The following is a 17431-nucleotide window of genomic DNA, read 5'->3' on the forward strand; positions in this document are numbered from 1 at the left end:
TATCACCGCCGTCGACTGGTGCACCGTCCCCCGGGTGTGCGTCCTGACGGCCGGCTTCCCCTGTCAAAGACGTCTCGGTCGCCGGCCGCCGGGCCGGACTCAACGCCCAGACCCGCTCCGGGCTCTGGCTGCACGTCGCCCGTGCGGTCTCAGCCCTCCGACCCTGCCTGGTTGTGATCGAGAATGTCCGCGGCCTCCTCACCTCCCCCGCCGGTTCCCCTGGCGACGTGGAACCCTGCCCGTGGTGTCTGGGAGACACCGCAGGTCAGCCTGCTCTGCGGACACTCGGTGCCGTACTCGGATCCCTGGCCGACCTCGGGTACGACGCGGAGTGGCTCGTGCTTCGCGCCTCCGACGTCGGGGCCCCGCACCGCCGCGAGCGGACCTTCCTCGCCGCATGGCCCGCCGGGCACCCTGCTGAAGACGCCGACCAGCAACATCGGGAAGAACGGCGGCAGCCAGCATCCATCGAAGCGGAAGAGCGGGGGGCACGGTCCGAACCTGGCCGACGAGGTCGAGTGGCTGCTGCCGACCCCGAAAGCGTCGGACGGAATCAAGGGCTCGCCGAACCAGCGGCACGGCAATGGCGACATGACCCTGCCCAGTGCGGCTGCGTCTCTGCTTCCGCCCCCGAGGGCCAGCGACACGGGCACCCCTGGCCGCCGGCCCGGGAAGGGATGGCGGCCTCCCTTGTCGGCGGTGGTCCTGCCCCTCTGGGCGGAGGAGACGCCGGAGGCGGGGGCGCGGACCGGCGATGGGGAGCGTACGGATCCGCCATCACCCGATGGGAGAGCCTCACCCGTCCGGCCCCCGCCCCCACGGATGCGGCCGGTCGGCTCCGCGCGGACTTCGTGGAGTGGATGCAGGGACTCGACGCCGGCTGGGTCACCGCGACTCCGGGGCTCGGCCGTCCAGCGCAGCTCACCGCGCTCGGCAACGGCGTCGTCCCACAACAGGCCGCGCGCGCATTGCAGTTGCTGGCACCACCCTTCCCCCGCTGTCCCCGCTGCGCCGACCGATAGCGCTCCACTACCGCGTTCTTCCGGCCGGACCAAACCGCAGATTCTCCGGATCCTCTCGGGCATGTCGCCGTCTCACAGATGGAGCACACCCCCATGGCCGACACCAGCCCGACCTCCCCCGGCCCCGAGCCGTACCGCGTCCCCGACGCAGACCTCGACGACCTCGCCAGCACCCTCGCCAAGACCATGGCCGAGGTCAGGCAGCACGGCGTCATCCTCGACCGCCTCGGCTCCGAGCCCGAATCCGGCGCCGTCCAGCCGCCGGACGGCACTCCGGAGGCCGAGGCGGCTGACGGCAAGAAGCCCGACGGCCCCGCCTCGGTGTTCATCCTCGCCCTGGGCGGCAAGGAATACGCCGTCGAACTCGCTGCCCTCAGCGACTGGGTGAACTACCTCTTCCTGCCGGTGTACGGCCGGGAGATCAGCACGAGCCGTCCCTGGTGCGCGCACTGGCACGAACACCCCGAGGCCGTCGCCCGGCTCCACGCACTCTGGCTCGCCTGGCAGCAGTTCACCGACACGGAGGCCGGCCTGTCCGGCCCCTCGACCTGGCACCGCGACCACCTGGACCAGACCCTGGCGCACCTGCGTGCACCCGACGGACCCTTCGCGGCCTGCACGACCAGCGCAACTCGACCCAACCACCGGGTGCTGGCCACCCCGGCGCCCGAGCAGTCGGGGGTGGCGGCGTGAACAACACCCTCGACTTCGACCTCGACGATCTCGCGCCGGTCGACGACGACTCCGAGGAGGCGATGGAGGCCCTCTGGTCTGGCGACTTGACAGTGCTGTCCCAGCACCACACCAAGCCCAACGGTTCGCACAGCTTCGTCCTCGCCCACGACCGATCGGTCACCTGGGGGATACCCGGCGAGCCACAGCTCGTTGCGATCGCGGTCGCTCGGGATCTGCGGCAGTCCACGTTCACCTTCGAGACGAGTCACCACGCCACGGCGTCCTTCGCCCAGAACTGGCTGGCAGAACGCGGCTGCCCGCTCGACCGGATCGCCCTGCGCGGTGGCGACTACATCGAGCCCGCCGACGACCTCACCGTCCAGGTGGAACAGCAGATCCAGAAGTCGGGCACCCGTTACGAGGTCCTCGACACCTACACCCCCGACGACAATCCCAGCGAGGCGTGGACACTCGTCAACGACTCCCAGGCCACCCAGGCACCGGTTCGCCTCTTCTTCGAGGAGTGGAACCACGATGCCGGCACGTACACGATGCGCGAGGGCGCCTTCCCCGACGTCGGCGTCGCCCAGACCTGGCTGGACGAGCGCAGCGAACCGCTGCCCGAGCCTCCGGAGTACAGCGACCACAACGGTGCTGTCGTCCGGGCCCGCATCGCCCGCATCGCCCTCTCCCGGTCCGCCGGTACCTCTCCGACACCGCAGACCGGTCTCGATGCGCCCCGCGCGACCGCGGCGGTGCCGGTTCAGCGCGCGATCCAGGGGAGGCTGCTGTGAGCCGCGCCCGCTTCGCCTTCGCCGCGCACCCTGATGCCATCGCCGACCTGCGCCAACTCCCCGCTGAGACACGCGATTTGGCCTTGCTGGAGCTGCAGAACCTGGTCCACGGAAGCGACGACTGCTTGCCGTTGAAGGGCCGACTCGCCGGCTTCCACAAGGTGTACGTCGACCCGGAGGTCGCTTACCGGCTGGTCATCCAGTTCCGTCAGGCCCCACCGACCTCGACTCACAAGCGCGAGATCTACCTCGTAGCCGCTGGCAGCCGGAAGGACTACGCGGTCTACCGCACGGCCCACCTGCGGACCGGCCCCCAGCAAGAGGTCGGCCCGGACTCCGCCACGCAGGCCCGCGTGCAGGCCGCCCGGTCCCGCTCGACGCTCACCGCCGAACGGCCGACAGCAGGCCGCGCGACTACCCCGTCAACAGCGCCACCCTCGGCCGGTGCACCCCGAAAGGCCGCCCAGCGATGACCAACGACCGTACTGCGCTGACCCGTTCAGGGCTGGCGTATCTCCTCACCGAGGCCGCTCAGGACGTTGGCGGCATTCCTGCCGCCGAGTACCCGACGGCTGCCGCCCGCTCCTACCTGCATCCCGTCTTGGGGCCGCTGGCCGCTGGGCCCCGTGTGATCACCGGGCTGAACGACCGGTTCGAGGGCTTCGTGGCCGCCGAGCCACGCCCCGCTGGTTCGGCGGGCCTGTTCGCTCTGGCCTCATACGCCTCCGCGCTGGGGTGGCTCACCGAGTCGTTCGCCGAGCTGACCTCCTCGGTCGACGAGATCTGTACCCGCGTGGGCATCCCCGCGGAGCGCTGCGCAACGATCGTCGCCCCGACCGACGCAACCGAGCGGGACGACGAGTTCGACTTCGCCTTCAGCGCGCTTGAGTTGGAGGCGGTCCGCAACGCAGCCGAGGCCGCCGGCCTCGCGCCGGACGACTACGTCGAGGTGCTCTCCCAGTCGCTACTCGCCGCCGCCCGGATCACCGACGCCTGCATGGAGATCTCCAGCGGCCTGCTCGATGACGCCGATCTGCTCCGCGAAGCGAGCGACCGCCCTCGGCTCGGCGACGACCCCGGGAGCCTGCCCGCTCTGGTCCGCTCCCTGCTCGCCCGGATGGAGGGGACGGAGTGAACCCGTACGACGCAGACACACACCCTGGCCCCTATCTCGTCGTCGAAGTGCTCGGTGTCGGGGACGTCAGCGTGCCCGCCCTCGCGCAGGGTCCGGGGGAGCCGCTGCACCAGGCCGCTACGCGTGTCATCGAAGCCGCGGCGGCGTTGGACGAGCGACACGAGAGCGTGCTCTACGCGGTCCGGCGGTCACAGCGACTGCTCGAAGGCATCGGTCGCGGTGAAGTCGGCCGAGCCCAGGTGTCGTACGCGCTGCTGCGGACCGCACTCCCCGAACTCGGAGACGTTCTGGCGCAGCAAGACCGGGCGTACAGCCAGCTTGTCGAGTCGCTGTCCGCCTACCGCCGGCTTCCTTCCTCGCCCGAGCCTGCTCAACGCGCGAGCAACAAGAGCCACGGGCCGGGCCAGAAGACGAGGCCCCACCGGGACGACGACTGGGCCGTTGCCGGGGAGCGCGGGCTGGTAGCCCTCGAAGCGGTCGCGGCCGGAGGTGTTCGCTTTCGTCGCAACGCGATCGGCGAGGACCCGTACATCTCGCGGGAGAAGGCCCAGTGGCAGGACCCGACAGTCTTCCCGCAGACCGTGCAGCGGCTGGTCGCCGACGGGCTACTGCATCAGGACACCACCGAGAACGTGTACCGGCCCGGCCAGCTCCTCTCGCTCACTGCGCAGGGTGAAGCCGCCTTGCGTGATGGTCGCGCGACGACCTCACGGGTGTCAGCCGCCCTCGGCCGCACCACCACGCAGACCACGTCAGGCACGCTCGCCGACTCGGCCGCCGCGCCCGCCGCCAGGCACCCCCTCGCGGCCCCCCGCTCACGCTGACCTCATCCCGAAAAGGACCCCACGATGCCTACCACCGGCCTGCCTCCCACCTTCTCCATCGCTGCTATCGACGCCCAGCGCGTCGAGGAAGCTCTCGCCCGGATCGGACCCAAGTGGACCGCACAGCGATGACCCTGGCCCAGGTGAACGGCCCCATGCGCGGCCGCGATGTTGCTGCCCAGCTCCCCTTCGTCAGCGAGCAGTTCGTCGGCAAACGGCTGGCCACGATGCACGCGGACGGACTGGTGATCCGCGATCACGACCGACGGGGAGCGCCGTACCGACTCAGCGCGCTCGGCACGTCACTGGCCCCCGTGCTCCGCACGGTGTCGGACTGGTCCCGTACCCACGTGACACAGGAGCCGATGGCCGAAGCCGAGCGGATCGAGGATGCGCTGCGCCGCCTGCACCTTCGGCACTCGACCGGCGTGATTCAGATACTCGACTCCGCTGAAGGCCCGATGCGGTTCGTTCACATCGCCGAGGCGGCCGGACTGGACAACGGCCTCGCGCGGCAGCGACTTCTGCGGCTTCAGGCCGACGGCCTGGTCGCACGGACGGGCTCCCGGCACGGAGACCCCTATGCGCTCACGGATGCCGGCCAGGCGTTGGGGGCCGTCTACGCGAGTGTCGAGCACTGGAGCCAGCCGTTCGCGCTGCGAAGTGAAGCAGCGGCGTCGCGTCCGGTAGAGGCAGCTACGCGCACCCACGTCGGTATTCCGCTGGGGGTGGGGGCCGACGGCGCCCGGATCGCGGCTGCCCTGCGGCGGAGCGCCGCCACGTCCAACGTCATGTTCAGCCACGCGCCTCAGCCGCAATCGCGGGTGCCGGCGGCCGTGACCGCTCAGTCGGCACCGGGCCGGGGCCGGTGACGGGCGTGAGAACCAGAGGCCACTCGGCGCCGCCACGGCATACGCGTTCACTCCAGCGACTCCCGCCGCTGCGCACGCGGATCCGCTCCCCTCCTTCGCTTCCGGAGACTCGACCATGCACGCCCTTGATGACCCGTACCAGTACCAAGAGGTGCTGGTCAGCCCCATGTATCTGGCTGGTTCCAACGGGACCGGCGAAGCTGGCTTCGCACCTGTCGCCCAGTGGCCTCACCAGTACCTCGATGAGGGCCCCTGCCAGCTCCTCGTAACCTCTGCCGACCAACGGATTCGGATCGGCTGGTTCGGCGACGACTTCGAGCTGTGGAAGATCAGCGCAGCCGAGGACGCCTTCTCCGCGCCTCGCTGGACGGCGACGTTCAACCACGTCACCCCGGCCGAGATGGTCGCCGGCCTCACCACCGCACTGGTCCAGGACTACGACGAAGCCATCGCTTCCGACACCCTAGGCCGCTTCTTGACGGGGCCCACCGTCCCCTGGCGGGACACCGTCCGGCCGCTGACCGATGCCGGCTGGGCCCTTGACGGAGGTGCTGAACTCGGCACCGTCGAGATCATCGCTCCTGACGACCAAGCGGGCATCCTTATCGATCGGCGGGGCTACGGCTCCGACCGCACGACCGTCGAGCTGTGGGCGGGCCCGCGGGGCTGGGGCACTCGTGCCGAAGCGACCTTCACGGCCCGCACCCCGTCCCATTTGATCGCCGCAACCGCCGCTGTGATGGCGCAGTCGACCCCGGTGGTCCGCGAACGCCACCAAATCGACCGGCGTATGCGTCACCTGGTCAGGATGACCCCTGTCGCTTCTGCCACGCCGATCGCCGAGGCTCAGGTGTCGCGCGCTCCGACTCCGCTGGACGTACGCCGCACCGCGGTCACCCAGGCCGTACACCGTGCCGCGCGGGCACCACGCACGGCAGCCGACCTCCGAGTGATGGCGGCCCAGAGCCGCTCCACGGGTGCGGCGCAGAAGCGGACGGGTCACCCCGCCCCCGCGACCTCTGCCCGGCTGCCGACCAGCTCGCCGGCGCCCCGGCGCGGACGCTGACTCCCACCCCAGGTCGCACTCCACCCTCGACCGTCCCTGCCCAACAGGAGTTCCAACATGCCCACCACCACCATGCTCGACCAGGCCACGGCCATGATCGAGAACGCCTGGGGCCAGCCCATCGAAGCTCTTGAAGTCCTCGGGGTCCGCCGCCCCAGCGACGACCCGCTCCTGCGCTGCGCCATGCACACCCGGGCGGCCCTAGCCATCACGGACAACGCCGTAACCGTGTACCAGGACCGTCTGCACGCCCTGTCCCGGCATGGGTACGTGCCTGACTTCTACGAACTCGACCGGATCACCGAAACGGCGGTCAGCCTCCGCGTCGCCCACGCGGAGAGCCGTGCGTACCTCCAGGCGATCCGACGCGTGGTGGAGGCTCGGGAGGCCGCCGCACCCGAGGTTGAGGCACCGGCGGTTCGACTGGCACAGGCCGCTGTCGCCCGCTCCGGGCAGACGCCGCACGCCCCGGGGTCCGTGCCCGAACCGTCCTATCCGGCGGCTGTCGTCGGGCCGTCAGCGCCCACAACGGGGCCCCGACGTTGAACGCTTAGCTCCGATTCTCGTCGCGGTGGTCCCCTTCGGCCCGGGGGCCCACCGCGCGGGCCAACTCCTCCATCGTCAGCTCCACTCGCCGGCCTTCGGCGACCCGGCGCTCCACCGTCTCCTCGTCCGGCCACCGGTCGGGCTGTGCGCCGACTCCCCACTGGCCGTCGGCGACCATCGCGATGTCGCCCACAGTCCAGGGCCGTCCGGCGGCGCGGATCTTGCGTTCCAGTCCGGCGCCGTCCCAGTGTCTGCTCGCCTCGGCCATCGCTGCCCCCCTTCTCTCGCCTGCGGCCCGTCACCGCAACCCATGTAGGACAACCGCGGTGGCCTGTCCATTCCCGGGTCTCCCGTCACCTGCCGACGACCCCGAGTTCGCCCACGGCAGACGTCCTTGCCGGGAAACGACTACGCACTTCGGCATGTCCCATGCCAACGTACGGATGTCGGGAAAACCGCAGGTCAACGAAGGGATCCATCTAACCGTGAGCACCTCTGCCACCCTCCTTCCGGCCGTTGTCCGCCCAACGGCGGATACTCTCCACTGGCTCTCCGCCGACCACGGTGCGGGGCCGGTGCTCGATCTCCTGGACGCACTCGGGTGGGCGATCGTCGACACCCCCGAGGCCAACGTCCACGCGACCAGCCCCGACGGCTGTGTCTACGTCGGCTGGCTCCCCGAGGACCCGTCGGCCTGGCAGCGCAACATCGTCTGGCACGTCCGGGTGCAGCCCGCCGATGGCGACGCATAGGTCCAGGAGTTCGGTCTCCACACCCCCTCCGAGGCCGTTGCCGGATTCCTCGCCGCCCTGGTCACCAACTCCTCGTGCTGACTGCCGATCAGGCTCCGCTCATACATCCACCGACCGCTCGACGACTCCCCGTCGTCGAACCGACCAGCCCCCTCAATGTCCACCGTTCACGGAGACTCCCTTGCCCCAGTACCTGACCGTCGGCCACCTGCTCCGCCAGCTCCAGGAACTCGACCCCAACCTGCCGGTCCGTCTCGCCATCAACCCCGACTTCCCCTTCGCCCACTTCGTGGGAGCCACGGTCGTCGTCCGCGACGGCAAGGCGTACATCGCCGACGACGGCCAGGAGGACTACCTCCCGGTGGGAGCGCGCGACGCCCTCACCTGGGCCTGATCGCTTCCCTACCATCACGGAGGCTTCCCATCTCGTCACTCTCGCGCCCCGCACCCCGCCTCGCGCTGCACACTGTCGCGGCGCACCCCATGCCGCACGGCGTGCACAGCGCGCTTCTCCAGCGCATCTCCACCCGCCCCGACGGCCCCCTCGACATCACCTGGCTCGCCGCCGAGACTTCCAGACTCCCCCTCGGGCGCATTCGACTGCACTGGGAGCCCGCATCGCGGAGCGGCTGGAACGTCACGACGTACCTGGGGCTGACCACTGCCGAGGTGCTCCTCGGTTCCTGGCCCGCCGCCCCGGACGACTGGCCGCGCTTGGTCCGTCCGACCCTGTACGAGGTAACCGGCCTGTGCGCCGCCCTATCAGTCGCCACCGCCGCCCAGAACTTCTCCAACACCTCGGATGGTTATCGGCAACGCCATCGCATGAGTCCGAAGCGTCGAAACCTCAGTGGAGGAGGCGACCCTTCACGGCGGGCGTGAGGCCAATGTCCAGGGCGAGGGCGAGTGCCCAGCCGCGACTTTCGAGGCTAGCTTTCCGAGCACGGCAACCGCTGCACGGGGCGACCAACTAGTGTGGGCAGCAGCGGGGTTGACGTGGCATGCATTCCCGTCTGCTACCACTTCGTGCAGCGAGAGGATTGATTGGTGACCGATTATTCATGCGGATCTTGCTCCTACGGGAGCAACGACCTAGATCAGCTTCAACAGCACTCGCACCAGACGGGCCACGTCACCATCCGCGAGAATGACGGCATCCTTCAGGCGGACGGGGTCGAGACCGCTGAGGTCGCTGACGCTGTGGAGAAGGCCGAACCAACCGAAGTTAAGCCCGGCAAAGGCAGGGTCGCGGCTGAAGTCGGCCTCGGCTTTCTAGCCGCCGCCACTATCGGGGTAATGGCATGGAAGAACAAGGAACTGAAGTCTATGGCCGGCGGGCTGCTGGTTGAGCTCGCGGAGTCGGTGGCGCAAAACGAGTATCTGAAGTCGGCCAGCGGCGCAGGGACTACGCTCAATAGCTTTCGCGGGCGATGAGGGAGGATGCTGAAATCAAGCTGTCCGGTCCGGCACTGATTCCGGCGCCCACAACTCAGCCAAGCGTTCGCGTCACTCGCCACACGTGGCCGCTGCATGATCGGTTACATCTTGACCTAAGGGCTTGGTGCAGGGTCGCGCGGCTACCCGAGGCTTCCTGCAGCGATCAGCACGCTACCCGCCCGACGATGCGAGGTTGCAGTGAGGACCATCGCCGGCTGGCATGGCAACGGGCGGGAAGCCTTTGACCCGTCGGCCTCTCACCCCGCAAGCCCGCAAAGCGCTGCCGTCATGGCCGAGGCCAACATCAGCGTCGCGGCGAACGCGGCGGCTGCCCTGCCTGCAGCCGCCGGATACGATGCCCCGTCCCGGCGGGCCAGATACCCGGCGCCCATGCCGACCAGCGTACCGAACAGCAAAGCCAGCGCACAGCCGACCATCACCATGAACACCTTCACAGACATAGCCAGTCGCTCCTTCGTAATCTGCGGTTGATGAGACGAATCTGGTGCATCAGATGTCCGTCATGGGCTGTGCGAACAATGACGGACAACGACCGACACCCACCACAGCGCATCGCGAAGGGAAGCGAATGACCGGCGACCAGTCAGAGGCTCAGGAGCCCGGTGGCCGGGAAACGGCCCTCGCCGAACTACGTGATCGTCTCGATGTAGCCCGGGCCAAGGCCCAATGCGACCAGACTCAACTGGCCAAGCGAGCACAGCTTGCGCGCTCGACGGTCAACCAGGCCCTCAGCCACACCGCACCCACCCCCAGCGTGAACACCATCACTGCTCTGGCAAAGGCACTGCGTCTCGATCCAGCCCCACTGCTCGCACTGCTGAGGACAGCCCGGAGCGCGCCGCCTCCTGAGTTCCTCGGGGACAATGAAGCTGACGGCATCCCAGGACGCCCGATCACGGCATGCGACCCGCTGGAACTCGAAGTCCATCCGGCAGCCGCTCCAGCTACGCAACGGGCCTCAGATCCGGCGCACGCGGGGCTACCGGCGTACGTGTCCAGACCGCACGACGATCGCCTGGCTGAGATCGTCCGCGAGGCGAAGGCCGGCCAGAGCCGCATGGCAGTCCTTGTCGGCACCTCGTCCACGGGAAAGACGAGAGCGTGCTGGGAGGCCATTCAGCCGCTTGCAGAGGAAGGGTGGCTGCTGTGGCACCCCTTCGACCCCACCCGCGCGGAAGCCGCCCTCGCTGGACTACAGCGTGTCCGTCCCCGATCCGTGATCTGGCTTAACGAGGCCCAGCATTATCTCGGAGCCCGTCAAGGCCTAGGGGAAAGGGTCGCCGCCGCACTCACCACGCTCCTCCAAGAACCCACCCGTGGTCCCGTCTTGATCCTGGGCACGCTGTGGCCTGACTACGCCGACGCCTACACCGCCCTCCCAAAGCCTGACGCGGAGGACTCATATCCTCAAGTTAGGGCGCTTCTGAACCACCGCCGACTCGATGTCCCGGACCGGTTTGACTCTGCCTCGCTGGAGAAGGCTCGGGCGGCCGCCGTGAACGACGACCTGCTGCTTCAGGCGCTGGAGCGCGCGTCCGAGGGCTGTGTGACGCAGGACCTAGCCGGGGGCCCCGAGCTTATCCACCGGTACAACTCGCTAGCCCCGGCGGCCCGTGCCGTCGTGACCGCCGCCATGGACGCGCGCCGCCTCGGCATCGGCCTGCACATTCCCCACGGCTTCCTTTCCGACGCGGTGGAGGGCTATCTCACAGACGTTCAGTACGACCTGCTTCCCGATAATTGGTTCACTCAAGCCTTGGCCGACGCGAGCCAGTTGGTGCGGGGCAATCTTGCCGCGCTGCGTCGAGTCCGCGCCCGCCCTTCACGTCGGCTCGGTAGCGCCGAGGCACACACCCCTGTGTATCGGCTCGCCGACTACTTGGAGCAGCACGGCCGCGCCACACGACGCATGCAGTGCCCACCTGAGTCGTTCTGGCACGCGGCGTGGGTGCACATGGACAATCACGAAGACCTCGGTCGGTTGGCTGAGGCAGCATTAGCTCGTTACCGGCTGCGCTGGGCCTTTCTTCTACACCAACGCTCCGGCTGCTACCGCGAACTGGGCGAAGGCTGCGTGAGCAAGTTCGTCGTAGCTCAATTGACGGGCGCGGCTGCCGAGGCGGTTGCAACGTGGGCTGCGGAAGAAGGGGAGACGTGGGCCATGCTTCATATGGCGCGGGTGAGCTGGCGTGAGAAGGACCTGGAAACAGCCGAGGTCTATGCCCGACGCGCCGCCGATGCAGACGACCCCGAGGGAATGTACTACCTGGGACACATCCGGGAAGATGTAGGCGACCATGAGGGGGCCAAAGAATTTATCTGCCGGGCAGCCGATCACGGACACGAAAAGGCGCTCTTACTCCTTGCTGACGCCTTCCGCGCAGAGGGAGACACGACCAAGGAGATGGAAGCTGTCCGCACCGCAGCCGAGCAAGGCAGCCTCGCGGGCCTTGGACGGTTCCTCTCGTTGCTGCAAGACGGGGGCGATGAGGAGCAGTTCACACACGTCGGGTGGCCGGCCGCTGTGGCATGCGGCCTCCGCGGAATGCTCTGCTACGCGGATGTGCGGCGAAAGGCAGACCACACCAGTGCACTTGAGGATCCGGTCCACCGCACAGCTAGTGGACCAGGTCCCGCCACGCTCACCCGGATCGCTGAAGAGATGTACCACCGAGGGGACAAGACCGCAGCCACTGGCTTTGCTCGTGAGGCTGCGGCGATGGAGGCAGAGGCGTGGGGCGAACTCGTCGAACTCCGCCTCGGGGCAGGAGATGTGGCGGCAGCAGAGCCATTGGCAAGGAACGCTGCTGCAGCAGGCGACACGCTTAGCCTGCTCCTGGTTGCCGAGGCCCATGAGGAAGCTGGCAACCATGCAGCAGCTGAGGCTTTGGCTCAGGAGGCAGCTGCCGCCGGAGACACCGACGCTCTGCTGACCCTGGCGGACTTCCGCATGAACGCCGGAGACGGGGCAAGTGCCGAGGTTCTGGCCCTGCAAGCAGGGCATCTGGGCAATACCGAGGCTCTGCTGTGGGTCGCCGAGCAACGCGAGGAATCGGGAGACATCCAGAACGCCGAGAAGTATGCGCGTCAAGCCGCCGACGGCGGAGCCTTTAGCAATCCAGGTTACTCACACGTAGCAGAAGGCGACTGGTTGCCTGCCCAAGTAGCCGCACGGTGGCCATACGGACTGGACTCGGACGGCACACCCTCCACCGCTTGGCATCTGTCCAGATAACACCACGACCAATTCCAATCATCCTTCGCCCGGCTGCCAGCGCTGTACTCACTTCAGCAATCCCCAGAAATCTCAGCAGAGGGCTGGTCTCTGTTGCACGGAGAGTAGCTCCGCTCACTACCCCACGTAGGTGCCGGCGAAAACACCGTCAAAGCCGAGTGCGGCCAGGCCCGCCTCGACACTCGGGTAGGTCGTCCCGAGCGGGCCGCCGACGAGGGCGTCGAAGCCGGCGCGGCTGATCTCGGGCTCGAGCCACTGGTTGCCGCACCGGCAGCGGACCCAGACGTTGCGGCCGTGGTTGATGAGCAGCCAGTCGCGTCGTGCACGGCAGGCGGAGCACATCACGGGGATGCCCCCGAGAGCGAGTTCGCGTGAGTGGCCAACGCAGCGAATCGCCCCGGGTCCGTCGGCCAGCCGAGTCTCGGCCTGGAGCTGCAGCAGGGGGTCGGTACCAGTGGGGAGGACGGGCAGCGCGGGTGCCGGCTCCGTAGTGCGGGTGGTGGTTCTGAGCACGAGCGTCATCTCCCGGTCGTCGGTCCTGTCTTCATCCGTAACAGCCCGTGGAACCGGCTGTCCATACATTTCGCGGCGTCCGCTCGGTCGCTGGTCGACTACCGGTTCGACCTGGTCAGCGGCGTGGCGAGCGGCGGTTGGGGTCTTGAGCAGTCCCGAGCTGTGCGGCTGCCGTCGTGTTTCGTTCACTGGTGCGGCTGCTCGGAGTGGCGGCCTGCGGACGACGGGCACCGTCACCCGGGTGTGCCGGGAGCTGAGCGATGCGCCGCAGGCGCCAGACCAGGACGTCGCTCACGTCATCGGCGCTGTCGAGTTCGCGCATGTCGATGGCCTGGCGCAGGAGGGCTTCGGAGTCGTGGCCCGCCCGCTCGGCCTGGGCGAGGGTGGCGACCAAGGCGTCGGTCCTCGCTTCCATGCCCCCTGCGTATACGGCCTCCTCCGGCAGGACGGCGCGAAGGGTGGCTTCGTGCGTGCGGCGCTGGGCTTCGGGAAGGGCCCGACCTTGGTCGTGCAGCACTCGCATCGGAGTGGCGGCGGCCTGCCGGTAGGCGGTGCGCAGGTGCGCGGCGGCTTGTCGGGAGGCGTGGGCCTGCTGGGCGTGACCGCGGGCGGAGTGCCAGTGGGCGGCGGCGAGGGTGACCAGGATCAGGGTGGAGAGGAGCATGGCGGTCGTGCCGCCGTCCTCGCCCCGGCCGAGCGCACCACCGGCCCGGATGATTCCTCGGGCGGCGGAGCGGAGTGCTCGGGTGTCGGCGTGTTCCGCTTGGACGTGGCTGCGGGTTGCCCGTTCGAAGGTTCGGGCGGCGGCGGCCAGCTCGGTGCGGGTCGCGGCCGGGGAGGTCTGCGCGACGGCATCGAGGAGTTCTCCAAGACCGACGAGCTGGGCGGCGGCTTCTCCGTCGTCACCGTGATCGAGGAGGACGGTGGCCCTTTCGGCGATGCCAGTGGCGCTGCGTCGTTCTCGGGCGGGCGGGGACGAGTCCGCCCGTCCGTCGGAGGCCGGGGTCGCGGTCCGTTCGGCAGCACCGCTGGCTAGCCTGCGGCGGATCTTGGGAAGGGACAGGTCGGGGGCCAATTTGGAGCCTGGGTACCAGACCGGTTCGGCGTCGCGGTTGCGGTCGCCGGGCAGGGCCACGTTGTAGCCGAGCGCGTCACCGGACGGAGCGTGCCGCAGCTTCACCCGCACCCCCGCCTCTCGGAGCCGCGTGAAGAACTCCTCCTCCGAAGCCGCTCCCGCCACGGCTCGACGAACGGCCTCCCGGAGAGTCTCGCGCGAGGTCTCCGGTCGGCCGGTGCGCTCGGCCTTGAACTTCTCAGCGCTGCTGGGATTCTTCGCTGCGGTTCCGTCGCCGGCGTTGAGGCGCCGCAGGCCCATCTCCCTCTCGATGCGGCGGCATTCGGCCTGGGCCTTGTTGAAGTCGTAGTTCAGGCGTGGGTTGCGCAGGTCGCCGCGTACGAGGGTGGCGACGATGTGGATGTGGTCCTCCGCGTGGCGGACGGCGATCCACCGGCAGCCGTCGGGATCTCCGTCCGGTGCGATGCCGGTGGCGTGAACGATGCGCTGGGCGACGGCGTTCCACTCCTCGTCGTCCAGCCGCCGGTCCCCCGGGGCGGTGCGGACCGAGCAGTGCCAGACGTGCTTGGCGGGCGCGCGGTCGCCGGCCTGCTTAACTCGCAGGTCCAGGGCGGCGGTGAGCCGGGCGAGGGCGACCTTCGGGTCGGGGTCGAGGCCGGTGTCGCGGCCGGGGTCGGGGGCGAAGCCGTCCCAGGAGCCGACGAGGTGCGCGTCGGTGTGCTCCTCGCGCCGTCCGGGGCCGTACAGGTAGACGAGGAGGCTGTGGGTGCGGGAGCCGCGTCCGATGTCGGGAACCATCACAGCCGCCGGGTCACCAGGTCGTTCGCCGCGTCATCGACGCGGGCGAGAAGTCCGGTCAGCGCGCCCAGCGCGTGTTCGAGTTCACCGGCGCGCGGCTGGCCACCGCTGTTGAGGACGAAGGCGATCTGGTTGATGTTGTTGCCGATCCGGGCCAGCGCGGTGCGCAGAGCGGCGAGTTCGTCGATGGCGGTGTCGAGCTGGTCGTTGCTGTGCACGGCGGCGCATCCGCGGGCGGCGCTCAGGCCGGAGACGGCGAGGAAGCGGGCGACGGTGACGCCGCGCTTGGTGGCGGCCTCGGCGATCTCGGTCTTCTCGGTGTCGGAGAGGCGGGTGGTCGTCTTGCGGGTGCGCTCGCTGGGGTTGCGGGTGCGGCGGCGCGGTTTGCGGTCGGGGTAGGCGGGCGTGCTCGGGCTCGGCTGCTCGCGGTGGTCGTCGCGGTCGGCTTCTCCCCCGGTGACCGGCGCCCCCTGGTGCCGGTTGCCCGGCTGGTCCCCGTGCGCCCTCGCTCGGGGACCAGCCGGGCTTCCCCCGCCCTCCTGGGCGGGGGCAAGTGCGTACGTCGGGCCGTAGGACCGTCGTACGCGATAGCTTGCTCCGCCAGGAGCCGTCGTGGGGTCACGCTTCTGTCCGGCGGTGGCGACCGCCGGGTCGTTGGTGGTCACCGGCTCGTCTCCGGGTCCTGCTGCTGGATTTCGCGGACGAGTTCCTCGATCCAGTCCATGGCCAGGACCGGGTGGTGCAGGGTCCAGGGGCAATCGTGCTGCTCTCGTTGCACGATCCAGGTGGTGTCGGGGCCGGACCGGGCGCGATGGAGGTGGCCGCGCTGGTGCAGGACGGTCAGCCAGGAGTCGACTTCGGCGGGCGTGGCCGGGCGGGTGCGCATCGGGTGCTCTCCGCTTCTGCTCTGGAGGGATGTGGGGCGAGTGTCCGGGAGCGGGTGACCGACCGAGGGGACCGGCTCGGTCACCCGCTCCGTGAGGTTCGGTCAGTTCCGGGCAGAGGTGACCGGCTGTCCGTGCTGCTTGCGGAGCTGGGTCATCAGGGCGGTCAGGGTGTCGCTGGACAGCGGGATCTGCTGACCGCGGATCGCCTGGGCGACCACCTTGCGGGTCAGCTTGTCCTCGGCCTTGACCGCTGACCGGGCGATCTCCAGCAGTTCCTCGGTGTCCAGGTCAGGCCGTCGGTCACGGGCTGACCGGATGTCCCGGCCACTGACCGGGGGTGGGGTGACCGGCCTGGCAGTGACCGGCTGTCGGCTGTCCCGGCCGCCGGCGGCCGGCTCTGTGCCGACCGGGCGGTCAGTTACCTGCGACGCGATGTCCGAATGTCCGGGCAGGTCAGCGGCCTTGTGCTCCAAGTCGCGGTGGCCGGTGTCCGGGCCGATACTGCCCGCCGACGCCTTGTCCCCGGTCAGTGACCGGGGGCCCGTGCCCTCCTTGTCCAGGGACAGTCTCGGCCGGCCGGTCAGGGCAGTGACCGGCTGTCCGGCGCTGACCTGACCGACCTGCGGCTGCCGCTGACCGGGCCGGTCAGTCCGAGTGACCGGGAGGCGTTCCGGACGGTCGACCTGACCGAGCTGACCGGCCTGACCGAGGTCGTCGCGGTCATCTCGGTCATCTCGGTCACTGTCCTTGACCGACCCTCGGGCAACGATGATGTACAGGTGGACTGCCCCGGCCAGGGCAAGCGGGGCGACGGTGGACAGCACCGCGACCACCATGTCCCCGAGCCTCAACCCGGTGACCGGGACAGCTTCCTCGTTGAGCCTGACCGCGTGCAACGCGTTGGCCCAGATACTGGCGGCGGTGGCCGTACCGAAGAGCGTCCAGACGTAGAGCCGGGCGCGCAGGGGCGCGTCGCGCAGGACCAGCAGGGCCCGGATGCCGTACGCGATGAACCCGTCGATCACCAGCGGGAAGAGGTAGGTCAGGAATCCGCGGACGTGGATGGCGATGGCCATCTGCTGAAGGGCGTCGTAGCTCAGGGCGCATCCCGCGCCGCCGAGGGCGATGACAACCGCGCGGTCCCATCCGGTGATGGGCGCCGTCTTGGGCGCATTCGCGATGGTCACGCCGCCGCCCTGAAGTCATCGCGGCCCAAGCGCTCGCCCCCGGACTCGGAGGGCGCGGTGGCCCGCGGCGATTTCTTCAGGTCTCGGTTGCGAAGGGCTCGGCGGGTCTCGCGGTACAGCTTCTGGGCGTGCTCCTGGGTGACCTTCAGGAGCCAAGCGAGGCGTTGTTCGGACAGGCCGTGCTGGTAGGCGGCTTGGACGACCGCGCGGCGCTCGGCCTTGGTGAGGTGGACGTCGCGCCCGGCGATGGTGGCGTTGACGCGGCTGTAGTCGAGGCGGCTGGCGAGCTTCTCGTGCAGCGGTGCGCGCTCCTCCTCCGTCATTCCTCCCCGGATGCCGCGGGTGTCGCCGCTTTCAAGGGCGGTGTCCAGGCAGGTGCGGCGGACCGGGCACTGGCCGCACAGCGACTTCGCTGCGGTGATCTTGGCGGTCTCGTCGGGCTCGGGGAAGAAGATTTCGAGGTCCACCGGGTTGTACTCGGTGCTTTGGCAGACGGCCTGGTCCTGCCAGGTGTGGTCGCCGAGCGACCGGTGGCGGGCAGGGCTGATCGTCGTGGGGGTCATGCGGTTGCTCCGATCGCTCTCCGCGCGCG

Annotated in this window: 21 protein-coding genes and 1 pseudogene; 14 read left to right on the forward strand and 8 right to left on the reverse strand. The window is 69.3% G+C overall.

The window, feature by feature from the left end; translation table 11 throughout:
* Nucleotides 1–119: 119 nt before the first annotated feature.
* The 9 genes and pseudogenes from ACIRP2_RS14985 to ACIRP2_RS15025 form a co-directional block, all read left to right on the forward strand.
* Nucleotides 120–1022: pseudogene (locus ACIRP2_RS14985) on the forward strand (DNA cytosine methyltransferase); the annotation flags it as partial.
* Between the two features lie 93 nt (nt 1023–1115).
* Entirely contained in the window at nt 1116–1715 is a 600-nt protein-coding gene (locus ACIRP2_RS14990; RefSeq protein WP_404250210.1) for a DUF4913 domain-containing protein, read from the forward strand.
* On the forward strand, nt 1712–2491 hold the full coding sequence (locus ACIRP2_RS14995; RefSeq protein WP_404250212.1) for a glycosyl hydrolase: 780 nt from the start codon (nt 1712–1714) through the stop codon (nt 2489–2491). Before ACIRP2_RS14990 ends, ACIRP2_RS14995 begins: the two co-directional genes overlap by 4 nt.
* The gene (locus ACIRP2_RS15000; protein ID WP_404250214.1) at nt 2488–2964 is read left to right on the forward strand and encodes a hypothetical protein; all 477 of its coding nucleotides are present in this window, start codon (nt 2488–2490) and stop codon (nt 2962–2964) included. Before ACIRP2_RS14995 ends, ACIRP2_RS15000 begins: the two co-directional genes overlap by 4 nt.
* Nucleotides 2961–3626: a hypothetical protein gene (locus ACIRP2_RS15005; protein ID WP_404250216.1), complete on the forward strand. Its 666-nt coding sequence runs from the start codon at nt 2961–2963 to the stop codon at nt 3624–3626. The genes ACIRP2_RS15000 and ACIRP2_RS15005 overlap by 4 nt, the downstream gene beginning before the upstream one ends.
* Nucleotides 3623–4450: a large ATP-binding protein gene (locus tag ACIRP2_RS15010; protein WP_404250218.1), complete on the forward strand. Its 828-nt coding sequence runs from the start codon at nt 3623–3625 to the stop codon at nt 4448–4450. The genes ACIRP2_RS15005 and ACIRP2_RS15010 overlap by 4 nt, the downstream gene beginning before the upstream one ends.
* Before the next feature lie 128 nt (nt 4451–4578).
* Complete coding sequence (locus ACIRP2_RS15015) at nt 4579–5322, forward strand: winged helix-turn-helix transcriptional regulator (protein ID WP_404250220.1); 744 nt, start codon at nt 4579–4581, stop codon at nt 5320–5322.
* Nucleotides 5323–5437: 115 nt separating this feature from the next.
* Nucleotides 5438–6388 carry a DUF317 domain-containing protein gene (locus tag ACIRP2_RS15020; protein ID WP_404250222.1) on the forward strand — a complete coding sequence of 317 codons (951 nt, stop codon included), beginning with the start codon at nt 5438–5440 and terminating at the stop codon, nt 6386–6388.
* 57 nt (nt 6389–6445) lie between these two features.
* Nucleotides 6446–6934: a hypothetical protein gene (locus ACIRP2_RS15025; protein WP_404250224.1), complete on the forward strand. Its 489-nt coding sequence runs from the start codon at nt 6446–6448 to the stop codon at nt 6932–6934.
* A 4-nt stretch (nt 6935–6938) separates the two neighbouring features.
* On the opposite strand, the gene ACIRP2_RS15030 is transcribed toward ACIRP2_RS15025, so the two are convergent.
* Nucleotides 6939–7202, reverse strand: coding sequence for a hypothetical protein (locus ACIRP2_RS15030; RefSeq protein WP_404250226.1), 264 nt, complete (start codon nt 7200–7202; stop codon nt 6939–6941).
* Nucleotides 7203–7419: 217 nt separating this feature from the next.
* Between ACIRP2_RS15030 and ACIRP2_RS15035 the strand changes: the two genes are divergently transcribed.
* From ACIRP2_RS15035 to ACIRP2_RS15050, 4 genes are all read left to right on the forward strand, one after another.
* The gene (locus ACIRP2_RS15035) at nt 7420–7686 is read left to right on the forward strand and encodes a DUF317 domain-containing protein (RefSeq protein WP_404250228.1); all 267 of its coding nucleotides are present in this window, start codon (nt 7420–7422) and stop codon (nt 7684–7686) included.
* Nucleotides 7687–7867: 181 nt separating this feature from the next.
* Nucleotides 7868–8080 (forward strand): hypothetical protein, encoded by a 213-nt coding sequence (locus tag ACIRP2_RS15040; protein ID WP_358980277.1) that lies wholly within the window; start codon nt 7868–7870, stop codon nt 8078–8080.
* A 101-nt stretch (nt 8081–8181) separates the two neighbouring features.
* Nucleotides 8182–8568, forward strand: coding sequence for a hypothetical protein (locus ACIRP2_RS15045; protein WP_404250230.1), 387 nt, complete (start codon nt 8182–8184; stop codon nt 8566–8568).
* 165 nt (nt 8569–8733) lie between these two features.
* On the forward strand, nt 8734–9120 hold the full coding sequence (locus tag ACIRP2_RS15050; protein ID WP_404250232.1) for a hypothetical protein: 387 nt from the start codon (nt 8734–8736) through the stop codon (nt 9118–9120).
* Nucleotides 9121–9380: 260 nt separating this feature from the next.
* Here the strand turns inward: ACIRP2_RS15050 and ACIRP2_RS15055 are convergent, their stop codons facing one another.
* Nucleotides 9381–9584: a hypothetical protein gene (locus tag ACIRP2_RS15055; RefSeq protein WP_404250234.1), complete on the reverse strand. Its 204-nt coding sequence runs from the start codon at nt 9582–9584 to the stop codon at nt 9381–9383.
* 128 nt (nt 9585–9712) lie between these two features.
* Here ACIRP2_RS15055 and ACIRP2_RS15060 point away from each other — a divergent pair, with 128 nt between their 5' ends.
* A complete protein-coding gene (locus ACIRP2_RS15060; RefSeq protein WP_404250236.1) occupies nt 9713–12379 on the forward strand; it encodes a helix-turn-helix domain-containing protein in 2667 nt (888 codons plus the stop codon).
* 117 nt (nt 12380–12496) lie between these two features.
* On the opposite strand, the gene ACIRP2_RS15065 is transcribed toward ACIRP2_RS15060, so the two are convergent.
* The 6 genes from ACIRP2_RS15065 to ACIRP2_RS15090 all read right to left on the reverse strand — a co-directional run bounded on the left by ACIRP2_RS15065 (nt 12497) and on the right by ACIRP2_RS15090 (nt 17402).
* Nucleotides 12497–12901 (reverse strand): hypothetical protein, encoded by a 405-nt coding sequence (locus ACIRP2_RS15065; protein ID WP_404250238.1) that lies wholly within the window; start codon nt 12899–12901, stop codon nt 12497–12499.
* 106 nt (nt 12902–13007) lie between these two features.
* On the reverse strand, nt 13008–14765 hold the full coding sequence (locus ACIRP2_RS15070) for a relaxase/mobilization nuclease domain-containing protein (protein WP_404250240.1): 1758 nt from the start codon (nt 14763–14765) through the stop codon (nt 13008–13010).
* Nucleotides 14765–15430 (reverse strand): plasmid mobilization protein, encoded by a 666-nt coding sequence (locus ACIRP2_RS15075; protein WP_404250242.1) that lies wholly within the window; start codon nt 15428–15430, stop codon nt 14765–14767. The genes ACIRP2_RS15070 and ACIRP2_RS15075 overlap by 1 nt, the downstream gene beginning before the upstream one ends.
* Nucleotides 15427–15651 (reverse strand): hypothetical protein, encoded by a 225-nt coding sequence (locus tag ACIRP2_RS15080; protein WP_404250244.1) that lies wholly within the window; start codon nt 15649–15651, stop codon nt 15427–15429. The genes ACIRP2_RS15075 and ACIRP2_RS15080 overlap by 4 nt, the downstream gene beginning before the upstream one ends.
* Nucleotides 15652–15753: 102 nt before the next feature.
* The gene (locus tag ACIRP2_RS15085; protein ID WP_404250246.1) at nt 15754–16839 is read right to left on the reverse strand and encodes a DUF2637 domain-containing protein; all 1086 of its coding nucleotides are present in this window, start codon (nt 16837–16839) and stop codon (nt 15754–15756) included.
* Nucleotides 16836–17402 (reverse strand): WhiB family transcriptional regulator, encoded by a 567-nt coding sequence (locus ACIRP2_RS15090; protein ID WP_404250248.1) that lies wholly within the window; start codon nt 17400–17402, stop codon nt 16836–16838. Before ACIRP2_RS15090 ends, ACIRP2_RS15085 begins: the two co-directional genes overlap by 4 nt.
* Nucleotides 17403–17431 lie beyond the last annotated feature (29 nt).

The sequence above is a fragment of the Streptomyces sp. NPDC101194 genome (genome assembly GCF_044767885.1).
Classification (GTDB): Bacteria; Actinomycetota; Actinomycetes; order Streptomycetales; family Streptomycetaceae; genus Streptomyces.